Origin of the sequence: Dactylosporangium sp. CA-139066 (assembly GCF_050936175.1) — a bacterium.
Lineage (GTDB): Bacteria > Actinomycetota > Actinomycetes > Mycobacteriales > Micromonosporaceae > Dactylosporangium.
The window spans coordinates 2,223,776-2,241,953 of the sequence record NZ_JBNJNH010000002.1 but is presented as its reverse complement, the minus strand read 5'-3'; the positions used below and the strand labels follow the sequence as shown (position 1 = coordinate 2,241,953).

The 18,178-nt window shown below is 73.2% G+C and carries 20 protein-coding genes and 1 pseudogene; 9 read left to right on the top strand and 12 right to left on the bottom strand.

Annotated elements, in window-relative coordinates:
• Positions 1-29 precede the first annotated feature (29 nt).
• A complete protein-coding gene (locus tag ACQEVU_RS55145) occupies positions 30-767 on the top strand; it encodes a GNAT family N-acetyltransferase (RefSeq protein WP_433339215.1) in 738 nt (245 codons plus the stop codon).
• Position 768: 1 nt separating this feature from the next.
• A complete protein-coding gene (gene infA / locus ACQEVU_RS55140; RefSeq protein ID WP_433339213.1) occupies positions 769-993 on the top strand; it encodes a translation initiation factor IF-1 in 225 nt (74 codons plus the stop codon).
• Positions 994-1,065: 72 nt separating this feature from the next.
• Here infA and ACQEVU_RS55135 read toward each other — a convergent pair whose 3' ends face one another.
• Positions 1,066-2,457, bottom strand: coding sequence for a glycosyl hydrolase family 18 protein (locus ACQEVU_RS55135; RefSeq protein ID WP_433339211.1), 1,392 nt, complete (start codon positions 2,455-2,457; stop codon positions 1,066-1,068).
• A gap of 210 nt (positions 2,458-2,667) precedes the next feature.
• On the opposite strand from ACQEVU_RS55135, the gene ACQEVU_RS55130 reads away from it, so the two are divergent.
• The 3 genes from ACQEVU_RS55130 to ACQEVU_RS55120 all read left to right on the top strand — a co-directional run bounded on the left by ACQEVU_RS55130 (position 2,668) and on the right by ACQEVU_RS55120 (position 6,801).
• Positions 2,668-3,888, top strand: coding sequence for a ricin-type beta-trefoil lectin domain protein (locus ACQEVU_RS55130; RefSeq protein WP_433339209.1), 1,221 nt, complete (start codon positions 2,668-2,670; stop codon positions 3,886-3,888).
• 715 nt (positions 3,889-4,603) lie between these two features.
• Positions 4,604-5,617 (top strand): LacI family DNA-binding transcriptional regulator, encoded by a 1,014-nt coding sequence (locus ACQEVU_RS55125; protein WP_433339207.1) that lies wholly within the window; start codon positions 4,604-4,606, stop codon positions 5,615-5,617.
• A gap of 29 nt (positions 5,618-5,646) precedes the next feature.
• The gene (locus ACQEVU_RS55120; protein WP_433339205.1) at positions 5,647-6,801 is read left to right on the top strand and encodes an MFS transporter; all 1,155 of its coding nucleotides are present in this window, start codon (positions 5,647-5,649) and stop codon (positions 6,799-6,801) included.
• A 100-nt stretch (positions 6,802-6,901) separates the two neighbouring features.
• On the opposite strand, the gene ACQEVU_RS55115 is transcribed toward ACQEVU_RS55120, so the two are convergent.
• The 5 genes from ACQEVU_RS55115 to ACQEVU_RS55095 form a co-directional block, all read right to left on the bottom strand.
• Entirely contained in the window at positions 6,902-8,290 is a 1,389-nt protein-coding gene (locus ACQEVU_RS55115; protein WP_433339203.1) for a chitinase, read from the bottom strand.
• A gap of 130 nt (positions 8,291-8,420) precedes the next feature.
• A complete protein-coding gene (locus ACQEVU_RS55110; RefSeq protein WP_433339201.1) occupies positions 8,421-8,693 on the bottom strand; it encodes a DUF2992 family protein in 273 nt (90 codons plus the stop codon).
• On the bottom strand, positions 8,668-9,168 hold the full coding sequence (locus tag ACQEVU_RS55105; RefSeq protein WP_433339199.1) for an endonuclease V: 501 nt from the start codon (positions 9,166-9,168) through the stop codon (positions 8,668-8,670). Before ACQEVU_RS55105 ends, ACQEVU_RS55110 begins: the two co-directional genes overlap by 26 nt.
• Positions 9,169-9,183: 15 nt before the next feature.
• On the bottom strand, positions 9,184-11,727 hold the full coding sequence (locus tag ACQEVU_RS55100) for an ATP-binding protein (protein WP_433339197.1): 2,544 nt from the start codon (positions 11,725-11,727) through the stop codon (positions 9,184-9,186).
• A gap of 10 nt (positions 11,728-11,737) precedes the next feature.
• On the bottom strand, positions 11,738-12,043 hold the full coding sequence (locus ACQEVU_RS55095) for a helix-turn-helix domain-containing protein (RefSeq protein WP_433339195.1): 306 nt from the start codon (positions 12,041-12,043) through the stop codon (positions 11,738-11,740).
• Positions 12,044-12,079: 36 nt separating this feature from the next.
• On the opposite strand from ACQEVU_RS55095, the gene map reads away from it, so the two are divergent.
• Positions 12,080-12,847 (top strand): type I methionyl aminopeptidase, encoded by a 768-nt coding sequence (gene map / locus ACQEVU_RS55090; RefSeq protein ID WP_433339193.1) that lies wholly within the window; start codon positions 12,080-12,082, stop codon positions 12,845-12,847.
• Here the strand turns inward: map and ACQEVU_RS55085 are convergent.
• Positions 12,828-12,992 (bottom strand): hypothetical protein, encoded by a 165-nt coding sequence (locus tag ACQEVU_RS55085; RefSeq protein WP_433339191.1) that lies wholly within the window; start codon positions 12,990-12,992, stop codon positions 12,828-12,830. The two genes, map and ACQEVU_RS55085, sit on opposite strands and share 20 nt — an antisense overlap.
• A gap of 26 nt (positions 12,993-13,018) precedes the next feature.
• On the opposite strand from ACQEVU_RS55085, the gene ACQEVU_RS55080 reads away from it, so the two are divergent.
• Positions 13,019-13,231 carry a hypothetical protein gene (locus ACQEVU_RS55080; protein WP_433339189.1) on the top strand — a complete coding sequence of 71 codons (213 nt, stop codon included), beginning with the start codon at positions 13,019-13,021 and terminating at the stop codon, positions 13,229-13,231.
• A 10-nt stretch (positions 13,232-13,241) separates the two neighbouring features.
• Here the strand turns inward: ACQEVU_RS55080 and ACQEVU_RS55075 are convergent, their stop codons facing one another.
• Positions 13,242-13,667, bottom strand: coding sequence for a hypothetical protein (locus tag ACQEVU_RS55075; RefSeq protein ID WP_433339183.1), 426 nt, complete (start codon positions 13,665-13,667; stop codon positions 13,242-13,244).
• Between the two features lie 205 nt (positions 13,668-13,872).
• Here ACQEVU_RS55075 and ACQEVU_RS55070 point away from each other — a divergent pair, with 205 nt between their 5' ends.
• On the top strand, positions 13,873-14,052 hold the full coding sequence (locus tag ACQEVU_RS55070) for a DUF3073 domain-containing protein (RefSeq protein ID WP_433339187.1): 180 nt from the start codon (positions 13,873-13,875) through the stop codon (positions 14,050-14,052).
• Between the two features lie 11 nt (positions 14,053-14,063).
• Here ACQEVU_RS55070 and ACQEVU_RS55065 read toward each other — a convergent pair.
• A pseudogene (locus ACQEVU_RS55065) lies at positions 14,064-14,216 on the bottom strand (DUF6069 family protein); the annotation flags it as partial.
• 257 nt (positions 14,217-14,473) lie between these two features.
• Positions 14,474-15,604, bottom strand: a complete 1,131-nt coding sequence (solA, locus tag ACQEVU_RS55060; protein WP_433339185.1) for an N-methyl-L-tryptophan oxidase — start codon at positions 15,602-15,604, stop codon at positions 14,474-14,476.
• A gap of 208 nt (positions 15,605-15,812) precedes the next feature.
• Here solA and ACQEVU_RS55055 point away from each other — a divergent pair, with 208 nt between their 5' ends.
• Positions 15,813-16,238, top strand: coding sequence for a hypothetical protein (locus ACQEVU_RS55055; RefSeq protein ID WP_433339183.1), 426 nt, complete (start codon positions 15,813-15,815; stop codon positions 16,236-16,238).
• A 49-nt stretch (positions 16,239-16,287) separates the two neighbouring features.
• Here ACQEVU_RS55055 and ACQEVU_RS55050 read toward each other — a convergent pair whose 3' ends face one another.
• The gene (locus ACQEVU_RS55050) at positions 16,288-17,097 is read right to left on the bottom strand and encodes a metallophosphoesterase family protein (protein ID WP_433339181.1); all 810 of its coding nucleotides are present in this window, start codon (positions 17,095-17,097) and stop codon (positions 16,288-16,290) included.
• Between the two features lie 20 nt (positions 17,098-17,117).
• Positions 17,118-18,170 carry a Clp protease N-terminal domain-containing protein gene (locus ACQEVU_RS55045; protein ID WP_433339179.1) on the bottom strand — a complete coding sequence of 351 codons (1,053 nt, stop codon included), beginning with the start codon at positions 18,168-18,170 and terminating at the stop codon, positions 17,118-17,120.
• Between the last annotated feature and the right edge of the window lie 8 nt (positions 18,171-18,178).

The following is an 18,178-nucleotide window of genomic DNA, read 5'->3' as shown; positions in this document are numbered from 1 at the left end:
CCCGAAAGGCGACACCGATGCAATCTCCAGTGATCACACGCGTCGCGACGGGGCAGTGGCATGCCCTCGACGACGACCTCGTGGTCGGGCGCGGCGACGCGTCGCCCCGGCCCGACGGGCGGCTCTTCCTCAGCATCGACACGTGGCAGGCCGCGGTCTTCGACCGGCTCGCCGAGGCCATGCTGGCCGCCCTGCCGCGGCCGCTGTACACCGTCGTGGACGAGGCTGACCTCGACCTGACGTCCACGTGGGAGCGGGCCGGCTTCACGACCCGGCGGCGCGAGTGGGAGTACGTCATGCCGACCGACCCCCGGGTCACCGGCCTCGACCGCGCGGCGGCGCCGCCGGGCGTCACGACGCTGCCGGTGGGCGCGGGCGAAACGGCCCCGCTGCGCCGGCTGGACCGCGCGATCCGGGCCGAGGTCGAGGCGACCGTCGGCTGGCAGGAGATGCCGGCCGAGATTCTGTCCATTCCGGTCGATCCCGGCCGGTACGCGGTGGCCGCCGAGCCCGGCGCCTATGTGGGCCTGGCCCGGGTGGTACCGCTGCCGCGCCAGACCCGGATCGGCCTGATCGCCGTGCGGGCCGACCGGCGCCGCCGCGGCATCGCGCGGGCGCTGCTGGCCGAGGTCCTCGGCGCCGCGCACGAACGCGGGATCGCGACGGCGTCCGCGGACGTGCACGAGGCCAACGCCGCGGCGATCGCGCTCTTCGAGGGCGCCGGCGCCCACCGGGCGAGCAGCAACCTCGAGCTGGTGATCCACTGACATGGCGAAGGCGACGGACGGCATCCAGGTCGAGGGCACCGTGGTCGAGTGTCTGCGCAACGCCAACTTCCGGGTCGAGCTCCCGAACGGCCACGTGGTCCTGGCCCACATCAGCGGCAAGATCCGCAAGAACTACATCAAGATCCTCCCGTTCGACCGCGTGCTGGTCGAGCTCAGCCAGTACGACCTGACGAGAGGCCGGATCCTCTACCGGTACCGCAACTGACCCGAAAAACGGGCGGTGGCGGCCGCCCGGGGCAGGGACGGCCGCCACCTCAACACCCCCACGGTGGAGTCGTTACGGCAGCGTCCAACGCTGGTTGGCGCCGGCGAAGCAGTCCCAGATCTGCAGGCGCGCGCCGTCGGCCGAGCTGTTGTCGGTGACGTCGAGGCACTTGTTCGACGCGGGGTTGCGCAGCGTGCTGTTGCCGGTGTTGTACTGCCAGACCTGCGCGCCGGTGCCGTTGCAGTCCCACAGCTGGATCTTCGTGCCGTTGGCGGTGCCGGCCGAGGTGATGTCCATGCACTTGCCGAGGGCGCGCAGCGTGCCGTCCGACGCCACCGTCCAGTTCTGGGCGTTGGTGCCGTTGCAGGTGTACAGCTGGATCGCCGTCCCGTTCGCGGTGGAAGCGGCGGCGACGTCGGCGCACTTGCCGGCCAGGCCCGTGATGCGGCCCGTGCGGCCGGTCGGCGGCTGCGTGGTCGGCGGGGTGCCGCCCGTGGCCGTCTCGTAGGCGGCGCTGATGAGCGAGTTGGCGCCGGTGGCGTCCTGCGACAGCTCCCAGAACATGATGCCGCCGCCGTTGGCCATGGCCCACGAGGTCTTGCGGCGCACCGTGTTCAGGCCGTTGTAGCACTCGTTGGAGCCGTTGATCGTCACGCAGTCGCGGTTGGCGTTGGCCGGGTCGCGCGAGACGAGGTCGGCGTACGTGAGGTAGCTCGGGCGGGAGTAGATCGGCACGCCGATGACGGCCTTGCTCGCCGGCAGGCCGCGGCTCTTCCAGCCGTTGACGGCGTTGACCGACCAGTCGTAGTTGGCGTGGGGGCTGCCGCCGTCGTACGTCATGATGTTGAGCCAGTCGACGTAGCCGAACACGGCCGGCTGGACGCCGCCCGTCGTGCCGCCCTCGGAGACGACGGCCGCGGTGAGCAGCTTGCCCCGGCTGTGCATCGCGGTGCTGAGCTGGGACATCAGGGCGGTGTAGTTGTTGGCCGAGGCGCCCGGGTCCGGGTACTCCCAGTCGATGTCGACGCCGTCGAGGTTGTACTGGTTGATGAGGTTCACGACGTTGTTGACGAAGGCCGTGCGGGCGGTCGCGTTGCCGGCCAGCGCCTCGAACGCGGAGTCGTTGCCGTCGTTCCAGCCGCCGATCGAGATCGACACCTTGGTGTTCTGGGCGTGGCCGAGCGAGACGATCGACTGCAGCTTGGACGGGTTGTCCAGGCCCTGCAGGCTGCCGTTGCTGTTGGGCAGGACGAACGCGTAGTTGATGTGGGTCAGCTTGTTGTATTGGATGGCGTTGGCGCTGCCGGCCCACGACGGCATGTAGCCGATACTCTTGAATCCATTGGGCAGCGTGGCCGCGTTGGCGGCCGGCTGGGCGGCGAGCGCGAAGAGCGCGCCGGCGGCGGCCGTGGCCACCGCGACGGCCGCGGCCGCGAAGGCGGGCCGGCGTTTGGAGGAGGACATGGCGGGGTTCTCCTTCGGGTCGGGTGCCCGACACGATAGGAAAGTTAACTATTAGTTGTCAACCGCTCTTAATTTAAGTCGTGTATTGACTGCCCTCACCGGCACGTCATAGCCTCCGATGGATCTGTGAGGTTCCTTTACAGATCCGCCTTAGGCCGCCGGCCCCACCCCGACCCCGGTCGCGCGGCATCCGCCCAGGAGGTGTAACAGGTGCGCAGACTCAGATCGTTGGCCACCGCCGCGGTGGTCGCCTCGATGTTCGCGACCGGACTGGTCCTGGTGACGGCGCAGAGCGCCGCCCAGGCCGCGGTCGTGTGGAACGAGGACTTCAGCGGCGCGTCCGGCCAGGGCGTCGACGGGTCGAAGTGGAACTTCGACACCGGCGGCGGCGGCTTCGGCAACTCGGAGCTGGAGTACTACAACAGCGGCACCAGCAACGTGTACCAGGACGGCCAGGGCCACCTGGTGATCGAGGCCCGCCGGGAGAGCGGCGGGCACAGCTGCTGGTACGGCACGTGCCAGTGGACGTCGGGCCGGATCCAGACGGCCGGCAAGTTCACGCAGCTGTACGGCCACATCGAGGCCCGCATCCAGGTGCCGAAGGGCAACGGGCTGTGGCCGGCGTTCTGGATGCTCGGCGGCAGCAACTGGCCGACCGACGGCGAGATCGACATCATGGAGAACGTCGGGCGCGACCCGAACACGGTCTACGGCACGATCCACGGCCCCGGGTACTCCGGCGCCAGCGGGGTCGGCGGCACGCGCAACATCGGCCAGCCGCTCGGCAACGCCTTCCACACGTTCGCGGTGGACTGGTCGCCGAACCTCATCATCTGGACGATCGACGGCTCCGAGTACTTCCGGGCCACGCCGGCGAACATCCGGGGCAACCGGTGGGTGTACGACCACCCGTTCTTCATCATCCTCAACCTCGCGGTCGGCGGCAGCTTCCCGGGCAACCCCGACGGCAGCACCCCGTCGGTCAACCGCATGCTGGTCGACTACGTGCACGTGAGCACCAGCTCGACCACCCCGCCGCCGACCGGCAGCACGAGCGCCCTGCGCGGCAACGAGAGCGGCCGCTGCATCGACATCCCGGGCGCCAACCCGGTCGACGGGGCGCGCCTGCAGGTGTACGACTGCAACGGCACCGCGGCGCAGCAGTGGACCATCGGCACGGACGGCACCGTCCGCGCCCTTGGCAAGTGCATGGACGCGGCCGCCGCAGGCACCGCGAACGGCACGGCGGTCCAGCTGTACACGTGCAACGGCACCGGCGCCCAGAAGTTCACCCTCACGGCCGCCGGCGACCTGGTGAACGTCAACGCCAACAAGTGCGTCGACGTCGCCGGCCACGCCACCGCGAACGGCTCGCAGCTGCAGCTGTGGGACTGCACCGGCGGCGCGAACCAGAAGTGGACGAAGGCCTGACCCTTCCCCCCTGATCCGTCGGCCGCCCTCGCGCATGGGGGCGGCCGGCGGTCTGTGTTCCTGGCTCGCTTCGCTCGCGGTGGGGGAGCTTCGCTCCACCCACACCCCCTCAAAACCAGCAGCGGCGCACCCGATCCGCAAACGGCCGGGCCAGCGACTACTGGACGTTTCGTCGGCGGTCGAGGAGCAGACCACTTCCACGTCTCGCCGCCCGCCTGCGCGACGTTTTCGCTGGCGCACCGCGATGACGCTCGATCGCACCCGGCAGGTGCGCAGACGATATGTCGGGCGCTCCGCGCCACGACATATCCGCATTTTTCGCCTGTCGGGAGATAAATCCGACAAGTCGTGGCGCGGAGCGCCCGACTTGTCGAACGTGCAGTTGGGGCCGCCGATCCGGGCGAGCAGTCAGGGCACACAGCCAAAGCGGGCAATCACGGCCCAGAACGCCCGACCCGTCCGACGCCCAGTCGGGGCGCGCAGTCCCGGCGCCGACTCGCGGTGCCCGCTCGCGGCGCAGCCGTGGCGGAGAACACCGACCCGTCCGACGCCCAGTCGGGGTGCTCCCTCGGGGCGCAAGCCCCGACCAGTCGGACGCACGATCGGAGCAGCCCAGCGGCGGCGCACGGTCGCGGCGCAGAACGCCCGACCCGTCGGACGCACAGTCGGGTGTGCGGTCGCGGTGCAGGACGCCCGGGCCGGTCGGATGCAGCAGGTGGCAAGCTTGCTGGTCATGAACGTGGGGCGGCCGACCATCGAGGACGTCGCGAGAGCGGCGGGCGTTTCGCGCGCCACCGTGTCCCGGGTGATCAACAACGAGCCGGGTGCGTCGGGGGCGTTACGGGCGCGGGTGCAGGAAGCCGTGGCCGCGCTCGGGTACCTGCCGAACGAGAGCGCCCGGGCGCTGGCCTCCGGGCGGGTCCGAGCCGTGGACGTCGTGGCCGTGAACTACTCCGCCATCGGGTGGCTCGGCACGCACCCGTACTACAGCCGCGTCCTCGCCGGGGCCATGTCCGTGGTCGAGAACGCCGACGTCCAGCTCCGGGTGCACGCGGTCAACCAACACAGCGGCGCGGAAGAGGCCATTGACGCGATCGCGCAGCAGGTCACCGTCGGGGCGCTGCTGGCCAACGTGACGCCGGAGCTGGCGGCGCGGTTCCACAGGCGGTGCCGGCGGGTCGTGTCGCTGGTGGCCACAGCGCCCGCGGTGCCGGCGTTCGAGGCGGACAACGGGCAGGGGACGTACGCCGCCGTCGAGCACCTCCACCGGCTCGGGCGGCGGCGGATCGCGGCCGTGCACGGGCCCGAGGGCAACACGTGCGCGATCGACCGGCGCGAAGGGTACCGGCGGGCCGTCAAGGATCTGGGGCTGGAGGAGATCGGCGACGGCGGGGACTTCCTGCGCGAGGACGGGTACGCGGCGGCGCAGCGGCTGCTGGCGCGGCGGCCCGACATCGACGCGATGTTCGTGGCGTGCGACCTCATGGGGGCCGGCGCGGTGCAGGCGATCACCGCGTCCGGGCGAACGGTGCCGCGGGACGTCAGCGTGGTCGGGTTCGACGACAGCATCGCCGCCGTGTGTGCCAACCCGCCGCTGAGCACGATGCGCATGCCGGTCGAGGAGATGGCGGCCGAGGCCACGCGGTTGCTGCTGGAGGGTACCCCGGCGACGGGGCTGCGCCGGCGGTTCCCCGTCGAGCTGATCGAGCGGGCCAGCACCTTCCGCTGAGAGCGCTCTCGCCCGTAGCGTGCCCGGCCGTGACGTCGCTCAACGCCGCCGCCCGCGCGACCTACCTCGTGTTCGCCGCGTGCGGCATCCTGCTCGCCAGCTGGGTCGCCCGCATCCCGCAGCTGCGCGACCATCTGCACCTCGACCCGGCGCGGCTCGGCTGGGTGCTGCTCGGCGGCGCCGCCGGGTCGCTGGTGGCGCGGCCGTTCTCCGGGCCGATCCTCGAGCGGCTCGGGCAGCGGCGCACCGTCGCGGTCACCGGGGTGCTCGGCGCGGCCGGGCTGGCGGTCATCGGGCTGGGCGACGTCGCGGGGCTGTGGGTGCTCGTCGCCGGGCTGCTCACGATCGGGTTCACCGTGTCGGTGTGGGACGTCGCCATGAACGTCCAGGGCGCCGAGGTCGAGCGGCGGCTCGGGCGGTCGATCATGCCGCGGTTCCACGCCGCGTTCGCCGCCGGGACCGTCGCCGGGGCCGGACTGGCCGCTGCGCTGGTCGCATTGCACGTGCCCGTCGCCGTACACCTCGGGGCCATCGCCGTCCTCATCGCGCTCGCGGTGCCGGCCGCCACGCGCGAGTACCTCCCGGCGGAACCCCGCCCCGACAAGCAGCCCGGGGCGCTGCGGGCGTGGCGCGAGCCGCGCACGATCCTCATCGGGCTGTTCGTGCTCGCGTTCGCCTTCGGGGAGGGCGCCGCCGGCGACTGGATCGGCGTCGCGCTCATCGACGGGCACGGGGCCGCGGCGGCGGTGGGCAGCCTGGGGTACGCCATCTATCTCGCCGCCACCACCGCGGTCCGGTGGTTCGGCGCGGGCCTGCTCGACCGGTTCGGCCGGGTGATCGTGCTGCGCGCCCTCGGCGGGATCACGATCGCCGGCCTGCTTCTCTTCATCTTCGGGCCCGGCCTCGTCGCCGCCCTCGCCGGCGCGCTGCTGTGGGGCGTGGGGACGGCGTTCGGATACCCGGTCGGCATGAGCGCCGGCGCCGACGACCCCCGCCACGCCGCCGCCCGCGTCACCGTCGTGTCCACGCTCGGCAAGGTCGCGTCGTTCGCCGGGCCGCCGCTGATCGGGCTGATCGGCGACCACGTGACGGTCCTGCGCGCGCTGCTCGTCGTCGCGGTGCTGCAGGGCGTCGCCGTCGTGATCGCCGGCGCGACGAAACCGCTGAGCGTTCAGCGGCTGTAGAACTCCACGATCAGCTGCTGCCGCGGCGGGCACTGCAAAGGGCCGCCGCCCGACTGACCTTCGGGCGGCGGCCCTGTCTTACCGGTGTGCCTCTGGTACCTCAGCAGGCTCCGTTGTCGGTCCAGACGTTCTGCGAGTTGTTACCGGGGATGTCGCCCTGGGTCCACCACTTGGCGGTCCACTTGTGACCGCCGTAGGAGACCGTCGCGCCGCCGTTGTAGGCCGTGCCCGAGTTCCAGGCCGGCGGGCAGGTCGGCGGCTGGGTGGTGCCGCCACCGCCACAGGTGCCCTGGTCGACCCAGACGCTCGCCGTGCCCGGCGTCTCGCCCTGCGTCCACCACGCGGCCTTCCAGGTGTGGCCGTTGTAGGACACGAGGGCGCCGCCGGTGTACGCGGTGGTCGACACCCAGGCCGGCGCGGTGCACGAGCCGGTCGGCGGCGTGCTGGTCGGCGGCTTGCTCGTGGTCGGCGGGATGCTGGTGGGCGGCGTAGCGCCCGCGAACCGCGCCGTGTACTTCGTGAACTCCCACGCCGTCTGCGGCACGCTGCTGCAGGTGCCCGACGTCGTGCTCTGGTTCGGGTCGGCGCACTGGCGGTCGCGGTTGACCGACCAGTACGTGTACCGCGCCAGGTGGTGCGAGGTCGCGTAGTCCAGGACCGTCTGGAAGTCGGCCTGGCGGAAGTACTCGCCGGCGTCGCTGCGGCCGTTCATCATCGAGACGCCCTCGTGGGCGTACGCGGTGGCGCTGTCCCAGCCGAAGGTGTTCATCAGGATGCCGTGGAACGCCTCGAGCGCGCTGGTCTGCGCCGACGCGCCGTTGAAGCCGCCGTCGAACGGCATGATCGAGTAGTTGTTCGGGGTGAAGCCGAGGCTCTTGGCGTCGTTGAGCATCTGCGTGCCGAACCACCCGGTCCCGGCCGCGGTGCCGGCCGTGGTCACCGAGACGTACAGGCCGGGGTTGTTCTGCTGCAGGATCTGCGCCGCGCCGAGCTCGTTGTGCACGGCCGCGGCGTTCTCGTACTCCGGCTCCTCGAGGTCGAAGTCGATCGCCTTCAGCCCGTACTTCGTGACCACCTGCTGGTACGCGGCGGCGGTCGCGGCCGGCGTGCCACAGGTCTGGCCGAGCTTGGTGCCGCCGTAGCCGCCGATGGAGACGCTGACGTCGCCGCCGTTGGCGCGGATGCGGGAGATGAGGTTGGCCGCGTCGGTGTCGGAGGACACCGCGCGGGTGCCGTCCCAGGTCGGGGTACAGCCGCCGCCGTTGGGCGCGAGGATGAATGCGAGCTGGAATGCCTTCTGGCCGGTCGCGTTCATGACCTCGACGGCGTCGGGCGGGCTGTTGTCGAACGGCATGAGGTACGGCGCCGAGGCGTACCAGTTGCTTGTCAACGCGGCACTGGCGGACTGCGCGTTGATCACGCCGAAGATCGTCGCACCGACGGTAGCGACGGCGGTCAGCGCGAGGGGGACGAGGGTTTTGCGTTTCATGGACCCCTCCACGAACACGTGCGGACGTGTACGCTAACTGTTAACAAAGTTAAGCGTTGTGACAGGAAAGTACAGCGTCGTCGATGCCTCCGCAAGTGCTGTTAAGGCCCCGCTCAACTCGCGGACCATTTCAGTTGCCGCTTCGCCCGGCGATCCTCGGCCTTCGCCCCCCGAGGTCGACCCGCGGCGCGTCCCCCGCGGCGGCGGCCCGGTCGACCCGGCGCAGCAGGGCGGTGCCGTGGCGGAGCAGGAACTCGTAGAGCTCCGGGTTGGTCGGCTCGGCGCCGAAGACGTGCCCGACGGCCCGCACGGTGCCGTCCGGGAAGCGCTCCTCAAGCACGGCGACCCAGAAGGGCCGGTCTTCGCGCTCCGTCAGGCTACCCGCGGCCCCGGGCCAGGGCATCCACTCTGCGCAAGGCGTCGGGGAGGCGGAACGCTCCGGTCATCGTGCGGACGTACTCGGCGGCATCGGCCAGCGGGAGGCCCACGGCCGTGACGTACAAGGGCTTCGCGGCCGCGCCGCGCACCACCGACGCGGCGTGCGTCGCGGTGCGGAACGACGTCTTCGCCACGCCGATGACCGGCAGGCCCAGCTCGTCGTGGACGTGCGCGCCGAGGCCGGGGCGGCCCTCGGCGTCGAGGTCGACGTAGCCGTCGACGATCAGCAGCTCGACCGGGGCGACGCCGGCCAGCACCGCGTGGATCGCCGGGAGCTCGCGCTTGTAGAAGCTTCCGGGCTCGTACGGCGCGACCTCGTCCAGCCAGCACACCCGCTCCTCCACAATGGACGGAAACGTGGGCGCCGCGCCGACGACGAGGGCGGCGCGTCCGCCGCCGGTCTCGGGGTAGTGCACGTCGACGGCGCCGGTGCGGGTCACCCGACGAAGATATCGCTAGTCGAGGCCCAGCCGGCGGGCCGCGGCGGCGGCCTGGGCGCGCGACGGCACGGAGAGCTTCGCGAGGATCGCCGAGACGTGGTGCTGGACGGTCTTCTCCGACAGCGTCAGGCGCGCCGCGATGTCGGCGTTGGACAGGCCCTCGGCCAGCAGGCGCAGCACCTCGCCCTGGCGGCCGGTCAGCCCGGCGGCGTTCGCGGCCGTCGACGCCCGCGGGCCGCGCGGCACGCCCGTCACGCCCCGTTGCCGCAGCCGGGCGCGCAGCCACTGCGCGGCCGAGCGGGCGCCGAGCGACTCGAGCGTCGCGAGCGCCTCGCCGGCGGCCGCGGCGTCGCCGGCCGCGAGGGCGTGGACGCGCATGAGCGGCCGCCCGCCGCGGTGCCACGCCTCGGCCGCCGCCGCCCACTTTCCGGCCACGAGGTCCGCGAAGGGGCCGCCGCCGGGCGGGAGCGGTTCGCCGGTGGCCAGCCAAAGACGATAAGCGATTTCCCGGGTGTACCTGCTGTGCCCGACCGACACCGCCAGCCCCAGCCCGCGGCGCGCCTCCTCGGCGGCCCGCTCGGGGGCGCCGTTGAACAGGAAGTGCTCGGCGCGGGCGATCGCCACCGGGCCGATGCGCTGCACCTCCCCGGTGCCCAGCGCCAGCTCCAGGGCGCGGTCCAGGGTGGCCTCGGCGGCGGGGTCGCCGCGGCCGGACTGCACGCGCCCGCGCGCGACGTAGGCGGGCAGGGGCGCGACGCCGATGTGGGTGGCGTACGACAGCGACTCGTCGGCGTCGCACAGCGCGCCCTCCCAGTCGCACCGCTCGACGCGCACGCACGCGCGGACGCCGAGCAGGTACTGCACGTAGCCCTCCAGGTCGCTCCCGGTCGCGTACCGCAGCGCCGCCTCCAGCGCCTCTGCGGTCCAGGCCAGGTCGTCGCCGATCCACATGGCGACGGCCGCCCGGTTGACGAGGGCCCGGGCGGCGTGGTCGACGAGGCCGGCCGCGGCCGCGCGCTCGTGCAGGCGGCGCAGCTCCTCGGCGGCGCCCGCGTCGGCGGGGTCGCCGCGCTGGTGGCGGGCGGTCTCGACGTTGGTCGCGGCGTGCACGGCGGTCTCGACGTCGCCGAGGCGCTCGGCCAGCGCGGCCGCGCGGGTGCCCCAGTCGATCGCCGCGTCCACCTCGAAGGCGAGCATGTGCAGCTGGGCGCGGTTGCTGTGCGCCATCGCGAGCTCCCGCCCGGGCGGCGCCTCCCGCAGGATGTCCACGGCCCGCTCGGCCGCCGCCCGGGCCTGCGCGGCGTCGCCGTTCCACCACGCCAGTCGCGAGATCCAGCGCTCGTTCGCCCCCTCGCGCTCGGGATCGCCGAGGCGGCGGCGCTCCGCGGCGGCGCGCCGGCGCGCGTCGAGGGCGTCGGTGGCGATCCCGGCCAGGTACGCCTGGAACGCGAACGCCTCCAGCAGGTCCGCGTACGCGGCGCCGGTGTGCGCCTGGGCGGACAGGATCGCGCGGTAGTGCGCGGCCGCCTCGCGATGCGCGCCCTGTGCGGCGGCGGCCTCGGCGGCCATCCCGGAGTACCGCAGCAGCATGGTCTTGTCCCCGGAAAGCGCGGCGTGGTGCGCCAGTCTCGCCGGGTCGGCGCCCCCGGCCTCGGCGAGGCGGCGCATCGCCCGCCGGTGCAGCGCGCGGCGGCGCCCCGGCGGCAGGGCGTCCTCGACGCTGCGGCGCAGGAGCTCGTGCTTGTACCCCACGCCGCCGTCGACGGCCACGAGCACGCCCCCGGCCACGCAGCGGTCGACCAGCGCGGGCTCCGGCCCGTCGCCGGGCACGTCGAGGCGTTGCAGGACGGCGGCGAGCTCGGCGAGGTCGCGGGCCGGCGGCTCCAGCCGCGCGAGCCGGGTCAGGATGAGCCCGGCCACGGCGCCGCCGGCCGGGTCCCCGCTGCTCAGCACCTCGGTGACGAGCAGCGGATTGCCCCCGGTCAGCGCGTACACCGCGGCGGGGTCGCGGCCGGAGCGCGCCGCCTGCTCGGCCACGCACGCCTGGGACAGCCGCGGCAGGGCGACGCGCCGCACGACGTCGCGCGGGAACGCGGCCAGCGCGGCGGTCAGCGGGTGGCCGGCGGCCTCGTCGTCGCGGTACGTGAGCACGAGCAGCGCCCCGAGCCGGTCGATGCGCCGCGCGAGGAGCACGAGCACGTCGAGCGTGGCCGCGTCGGCCCAGTGCAGGTCCTCGACCACGAGGACGGGCGCGCGCCGGGACCGCTCCAGCGCGTCGAGCAGCGCCGCGAAGAGCCGGGCCGGCGGCTCCTGCACGGCGAGGGCGGCGGCGAGCGCCCCGCCGGCGACCCGGCCGATGTCGTGCAGCGGCCCGAGCGCCCGCGGGGTGACGAGCGGGTCGCACGCGCCCCACCACACGCGGTCGGGCTGCGCGCCGGCGAACGCGCGCACCAGGCTGGACTTGCCGATGCCGGCCTCGCCGGCGACGAGCGCGATCCGCCCGCCGGCGCGACGCAGCCCGTCGAGCTCGGCCAGCGCGGCCTCGCGCTCCCACAGCACCACGGCCGGCCTACGCCACCCGGGTTCCGGCCTGCTTCCGGTCCTCGGCCACCGCCTCGGCGAGCGCGGACAGGTCGTCGGCCACCGCCTCGGCCAGCGCGGACAGGTCGAGGCCGAGCACCCGCGCGAGCGCCGCGACGGTGAAGAACGCCGGCGTGGCGATCGCCCCGCGCTCGATCTTGCGCAGGGTGTCGAGCGAGATCCCGGCCTCGAGCGCGACCGCCGCCGCGCTGCGCGCACCGCGCGCCTGCTGCAGCACGCGCCCCAGCACCAGCCCCCGGTGCCGCTCGTCATCGGTCAGCGGGTTCCGCACCATGTGGACGATGATAATCCTGGTATTAGAATCTGCGGCATGGTGGTACTCAAGAGCGCGTCGGAGCTGGCGACCATGCGCGAGGCCGGCCGGGTGGTCGCGCAGACCCTCAAGGCGGTGAGCGAGGCGGCGGCCCCGGGCGTCACCCTGCAGGAGCTCGACGACCTGGCCCGCGAGATGCTCGCCGCCAACGGCGCGAAGAGCTCGTTCCTGCACTACCACCCGTCGTTCGCCCCGATCCCGTATCCGGCGGTCCTGTGCCTGTCGGTCAACGAGGCGATCGTCCACGGCATCCCGGACGCCCGCCGCCTGTCCCCCGGCGACCTGCTGTCGATCGACTTCGGCGCGCACATCGACGGCTACCACGGCGACTCCGCCGTCACCATCGGCATCGGCGAGATCGACGAGGCCGCCCAGCGCCTCTCCGACGTCTGCCGCGCGGCCCTGGAGGCCGGCATCGCCGCCGCCCGCCCCGGCAACCGCCTCGGCGACATCTCGTACGCGGTGCAGACCGTCTGCCGCGCCGCCGGCTACGGCATGCCCACCGGCTACGGCGGCCACGGCGTCGGCACCGCGATGCACGAGGACCCGCACGTCCCCAACGAGGGCCGCCCCGGCCGCGGCCTGGCCCTGCGCCCCGGCCTGGTTCTGGCCATCGAGCCGATGGTCGTGGAGAGCGGCTCCGACCGCCACCGCCTGCAGCGCGACGGCTGGACGGTGTCCACTGTGGATGGTTCGCGGGCCGCGCACTGGGAGCACACGATCGCCGTCACCGACGACGGCCCGGTCATCCTGACGGCGCTCTGATCAGCGGCGGCGCTCCGACCAGCGGCGGCGCTCTGATCAGCGGCAGCACCGTCCGCCACGCCGCCCGGACGCCGGGATCGAGCAGCCCGTGATCGGGCTCGTGGTCGAACGTGTCCGCCTGCCGGTTCCGGTACTCCGCCGTCATCCCCCGCAATGTACGAGAATCCGCGCATGCCCGACGAGGCCCACGCGCCCCCGCCGCGCGGCGCACGCTACATCGTGGCCGCGCTGATCGCGGTGCTGTCGTACGGCGGCGTCGTGCATGTGTTCCAGATCACGACGGGCGGCTGGCCGCCCTACGCGTGGGCCCCGCCCTGGCTGGCCGCGCTGGTCACGGGCCCATACGTGCGAAGAGCCGGCCGCATGCGCGGCCGGCTCTTCTGAGGTCCGGTTGTCAGCTGGAGGCGATGCCGTAGCCGGGCTCGCCGCCGTGGAACTCGGTGCCCTGGGCGAAGGCGGAGTCGAAGCGCTGCTGGAGGGCGTCGAGCTCGCCGAACTCGGCCTGGTGGGCGTGCTCGGAGCCTTCGGCGGCGAAGACGTGGTCGTCGACAGAGCCGTCGTGGCTGTAGTTGGTGTAGTCGTCCGACTCGTAGTGCACGGCCGGGCCCTGGTCGAACTCGGTGTGGTGACCCTGCGAGAAGTCGGTCGAGGTGTCGGCGTGGTGGTCGTTCTCGTACACGCCGTACTGGTTGCCGTAGTCCGACTCCGAGCCGTGGGCCTGGTGCAGCTGGTCGAGACCCGCGTGCTCCTGACCGGCCTCGTAGTGGCCGTAGTCCACGTCGTGGCCGCCGTCGTACGAGCCGGTGTCGATGTCGCTCATCTGCTGTATCCCCTCGGAAGCTTCACGTCGTCGCTGTTGACACCGACATTAGAAGCCGGCCGACGACGTCGAATCCCGGAAACGTGCCACCGCCGGACCTTGGTGCCCGGGATCGGCGGTCGCCGGAAAGTGCGGAGGTTCGGTACTCTGGATGGCACGAACGGACTCCACGTTGCGGCGGCAACAACTGACCCGGGGGGAAGCCATGGGACGCGGACGCGCGAAAGCCAAGCAGGCCAGGATCGCTCGCGAGCTGAAGTACTTCAGCCCACCCACTGACCTCGACGCCCTGCAGCACGAGCTGAGCGGCGACCGGCACCCCGACGACGAGTCCCCCAGCGCCGCGTTCCGGCCCAGCGAGCCGGACGACGACCCCATCCAGTAGCCCGCCCCGGTTCAGCCCGGCGGCGGCCGTCGCCATGGGCTCGTCCGTAGCAGCACCGGCATGACGATCGCGGCGACGCCGATGTGCATCGCCGCGAGTGTTGCGCGGGTGAGCGCGTCGAGCCCCGGCCCGCCGACCGGCACCAGCGACACCGGTAGGACGGCTGCCGTGAGGGCGGCTCAGACGGGCGAGCCCGGCGGGTGAGACGTTCCAGCAGCGCCAGCGCGGCCCAGCCGGCCAGCACGGCGGGCAGGGCGGGCAGGGCGACCTGATCACGGCGGCCGGACCGGTGTCGAGCGATGCCTTTCGCCGCGATCCGCAGCGGGTGACCGAGCAGCGAGACGCCCACCGACCGGATGAGCAGCGCCGTGGCGGTCGCGGCGAACTCTGCGCGCGTCTCCCGAGGCGTCCGCCGGTGCGCTTACGGGCGCCCAGGGTCGAAGAGCGCGATGGGGTGGGCGGTCTCGCCGGTCAGCGCGAGGTCGGCCAGGATCTCGCCGACGACGGGCACGAACTTGAAGCCGTGCCCGGAGAAGCCGCAGGCCACGGTGACCCGCTCGTGCGCGGGGTGGCGGCCGACGACGAAGTGCTTGTCGGGGGCGTTGGCGTACATGCAGGTCTTGCCGCGCAGGTAGCGCCCGGCCGCGGCCGGCACGCGGGTGGCCAGGTGGGCGGCGACCTCCTCGATCTCCGCGGGCCGGATCGACCGGTCGATCGTCTCGGGAGTGGTGGCCTCGCCGCCGCGGAAGAACGCGACCTTGATCCCGCCGTCGGGCCCGTCGAGCGCCGGGAACCCGTACACCTGCGTGTCCGCCGGCCCCTCCCAGATGAAGATCGGCTGCACCTCGGGGCGGAACGGCTCGATGCCGCCCTCGGGCGCGAACCAGAACTGCACCTGCCGGGTGACGACGATCGGCACGCCGAGGTCGGCCAGCAACTCGGGCGCCCATGCGCCGGGGCAGAGCACGAGGGCGCCGGCCCGGTACGTGCCGGCGGCCGTGCGCACCGTGACCCCTTCGCCGTCCTCGCTCCACGCCTCCACCGGCTCGTGGAAGCGCAGCTCGGCGCCGTGCCCGGCGGCCAGCGCGAGGTTCGCCTCGACGGCCGCCTCGGGCCGCAGCAGCCCGGCCTTGGCCTCGAACAGGGCGACGTCGCCGGGCGCGGGCCGGAACACCGGGAACCGGCGGCGGATCTCGGCGGCGTCGAGCATCTCGTGCGGCAGCCCCCACTGCTCGGCACTGCGCCGGCTGCCGTCCACGGTCACCGAGTCGGGCGCGCCCATCATGAGGCCGCCGGTGAGCGTCATGAGGTCCCGCCCGGAGTCGCGCTCGAGCCGCTCCCACAGCTCGTAGGCGCGCAGCAGCAGCGGCACGTAGGCCGGGTCCTCGAAGTACGACTGCCGGGTGATCCGCGACCCGCCGTGGCTCGCCCCGCGGTCGTGTGCGGGCCCGAACCGCTCCAGCCCGAGCACGCGCTTCCCGCGCGCGGCGAGGTGGTAGGCGGCCGAGCTGCCCATACCCCCGAGCCCGGCGACGATGACGTCATAGTTCACGGCTGTTCCCTCGCGTCGGCCCCGGTTTCATCGCCAGAACATACTCTTGTCGCCGCTGGTGCTGGGCCCGATGCCCGGCGAGGCCATCGACGAGCACCTGGCCCGCGTAGTCGCCGCGGTGGCACGTTTCCGGGATTCGACGTCGTCGGCCGGCTTCTAATGTCGGTGTCAACAGCGACGACGCGAAGCTTCCGAGGGGATACAGCAGATGAGCGACATCGACACCGGCTCGTACGACGGCGGCCACGACGTGGACTACGGCCACTACGAGGCCGGTCAGGAGCACGCGGGTCTCGACCAGCTGCACCAGGCCCACGGCTCGGAGTCGGACTACGGCAACCAGTACGGCGTGTACGAGAACGACCACCACGCCGACACCTCGACCGACTTCTCGCAGGGGCACCACACCGAGTTCGACCAGGGCCCGGCCGTGCACTACGAGTCGGACGACTACACCAACTACAGCCACGACGGGTCCGTCGACGACCACGTCTTCGCCGCCGAAGGCTCCGAGCACGCCCACCAGGCCGAGTTCGGCGAGCTCGACGCCCTCCAGCAGCGCTTCGACTCCGCGTTCGCCCAGGGCACCGAGTTCCACGGCGGCGAGCCCGGCTACGGCATCGCCTCCAGCTGACGCATCCAGCCTCGAAAGGGCCGGCCGCACACCGCGGCCGGCCCTTTCGTCATGGGAACACCGGGCGCAGGCGGCCCGGTGGCGTCGGGCGCTTGCGCCACTCCCGGGGATAGCCGACCGAGACCTCCTCGTGGCGGATGCCGTCGTGCCACGTCGTGCGCGGGATGTGGAGGTGGCCGTAGACGACCGCCTCGGCGCCGAAGCGGACCGGCCAGTCGGCCGTGCGGGTGGTGCCGCACCAGAGGGCGAACTCGGGGTACCACAGAATGTCGGTCGGCTCGCGGACCAGCGGGAAGTGATTCACCAGCACGGTTGGCGCGCCGATCGCGGACAGGCGCCGCTCCGTCGACTCCGCGCGGTCCCGGCACCACTCGGCGCGGCCCGGGTAGGGGTCGGGGTGCAGCAGGACCTCGTCGGTGCCGACGACGCCGGCCGCGCGGGCCATCGCCAGCGCCTCCTCGCTCGACGTCGCGCCCTTCGGCCAGAAGGAGTAGTCGTACAGGACGAACAGCGGCGCGACGGCCACGCGGTCCTGCCACAGCGGGTACGGGTCCTCGGGGGTGACGACGCCCGCGGCGCGGCAGGCCTCGACGAGCAGCTCATAGCGGGCCACGCCGCGGGACTGCTCCGGGTCGTCGCGCGGGGTCCACAGCTCGTGGTTGCCGGGGGCCCAGATCACCTTGGCGAAGCGGCCGGCGAGCAGGCGCAGCGCCCACATGACGTCGGCGAAGCGCTCGGCCACGTCGCCCGCGACGATGAGCCAGTCGTCGTCGTGGGTGGGGCGCATCGCTTCGACGATCTCGCGGTTCTCGGCGTATCCGACGTGCAGGTCGCTGATGGCCAACAATCGCCCGGTCACCGTCGAAGCTTAAGCGAACGTCACGGCGCCAGCTCCTGGCCCAGCCGGACGGCGAGCGTGGCCGGGTCGACGCCGGAGGCGCCCAGCATGCGGGCGGCGGGGTTGGCGGCGTCGGAGGCGATGACGTACAGCAGATGCGACGTCCCGACGGCCCGGTGCCCGAGGTCGGCGGCCAGGCGCGCGGCGTCCAGGCTCACCTGCAGCAGGCCGGCCGAGAACGGCGGGCTCTCCCGGTCGGGCCGCCACGTGCGGTCGCCGCGCGGCGGGTCGGCCGGCTCGACCTCGAGGTCCATGGCGAAGTCCTTCAGCTCGGGGTAGCCGACCCCGGCCGCGGCCAGCGCCCGCGCGCCGCCGTTGACCCCCGCGACCGGCTCGGACCACCGGGCGCCGATGCGGCGCATCGCGTAGTCGACCGCGCACATCGCCATGACCAGGTGCGGCGGCCCGACGAGCGCGCAGCCGCCGCGCACCGCCTGGCGGGTCGCCTCGGCCCGTAGCGCCGGCTCCAGCGCGCCGGCGACGCGCACCCGCCCGCCGGCCGGCTCGTCCGGGCCGGTGACCTGCCCGCAGCGGTGCAGCGCCTGCAGGCAGCCCTGCGCGTCCGGCGTACCGTCGGCCAGGAACTCCTCGTCGGGGCGCAGGTGGAAGCGGCGCACGAACTCCATCCACTCCCCCGGCGAGTCGCACTCGGCCAGCAGCGAGCGCAGGAACAGCTTGTAGCCGACGTAGCGGATGTCACCCTCGCCGGCCGCGGCGAGGGCCCGGCCGAGCGCCACCCGGACCCGCTCGTCCCACGCCGGCACCGCGTCGCCCGGGCGGCGCCGCAGCCGGCCGCGGGCCCGCCACGCGCCAAGGCGCAGCGTGGCGTCGACCTCGTCCTCGGCCTCGTCGGGGACCTCGTCGCCCGACGCCCCGAAGCCGGGCGCGACCTCCCACCGGATGTCGGGCGCCCCGAGCCACGACAGCAGCACGCTCGCCAGCAGCTCGGCGCTCACCACCCGCCCGCCGGCCGCGCCGGCGCGGAAGCTCGCGTCCGACAGCCCGGCGACGATCTCGAGAGAGGCGACGACCACGCCAACAC

What these genes read in the sequence shown, in the direction of transcription:
- ACQEVU_RS55115 (WP_433339203.1), bottom strand. Translation starts at nt 8,290, where the DNA reads ATGAAACGCAAAACCCTCGTCCCCCTCGCGCTGACCGCCGTCGCTACC.
- ACQEVU_RS55110 (WP_433339201.1), bottom strand. Translation starts at nt 8,693, where the DNA reads ATGCCCTGGCCCGGGGCCGCGGGTAGCCTGACGGAGCGCGAAGACCGG.
- ACQEVU_RS55095 (WP_433339195.1), bottom strand. Translation starts at nt 12,043, where the DNA reads ATGGTGCGGAACCCGCTGACCGATGACGAGCGGCACCGGGGGCTGGTG.
- ACQEVU_RS55135 (WP_433339211.1), bottom strand. Translation starts at nt 2,457, where the DNA reads ATGTCCTCCTCCAAACGCCGGCCCGCCTTCGCGGCCGCGGCCGTCGCG.
- ACQEVU_RS55085 (WP_433339191.1), bottom strand. Translation starts at nt 12,992, where the DNA reads ATGACGGCGGAGTACCGGAACCGGCAGGCGGACACGTTCGACCACGAG.
- ACQEVU_RS55080 (WP_433339189.1), top strand. Translation starts at nt 13,019, where the DNA reads ATGCCCGACGAGGCCCACGCGCCCCCGCCGCGCGGCGCACGCTACATC.
- infA (WP_433339213.1), top strand. Translation starts at nt 769, where the DNA reads ATGGCGAAGGCGACGGACGGCATCCAGGTCGAGGGCACCGTGGTCGAG.
- ACQEVU_RS55055 (WP_433339183.1), top strand. Translation starts at nt 15,813, where the DNA reads ATGAGCGACATCGACACCGGCTCGTACGACGGCGGCCACGACGTGGAC.
- map (WP_433339193.1), top strand. Translation starts at nt 12,080, where the DNA reads ATGGTGGTACTCAAGAGCGCGTCGGAGCTGGCGACCATGCGCGAGGCC.
- ACQEVU_RS55070 (WP_433339187.1), top strand. Translation starts at nt 13,873, where the DNA reads ATGGGACGCGGACGCGCGAAAGCCAAGCAGGCCAGGATCGCTCGCGAG.
- ACQEVU_RS55075 (WP_433339183.1), bottom strand. Translation starts at nt 13,667, where the DNA reads ATGAGCGACATCGACACCGGCTCGTACGACGGCGGCCACGACGTGGAC.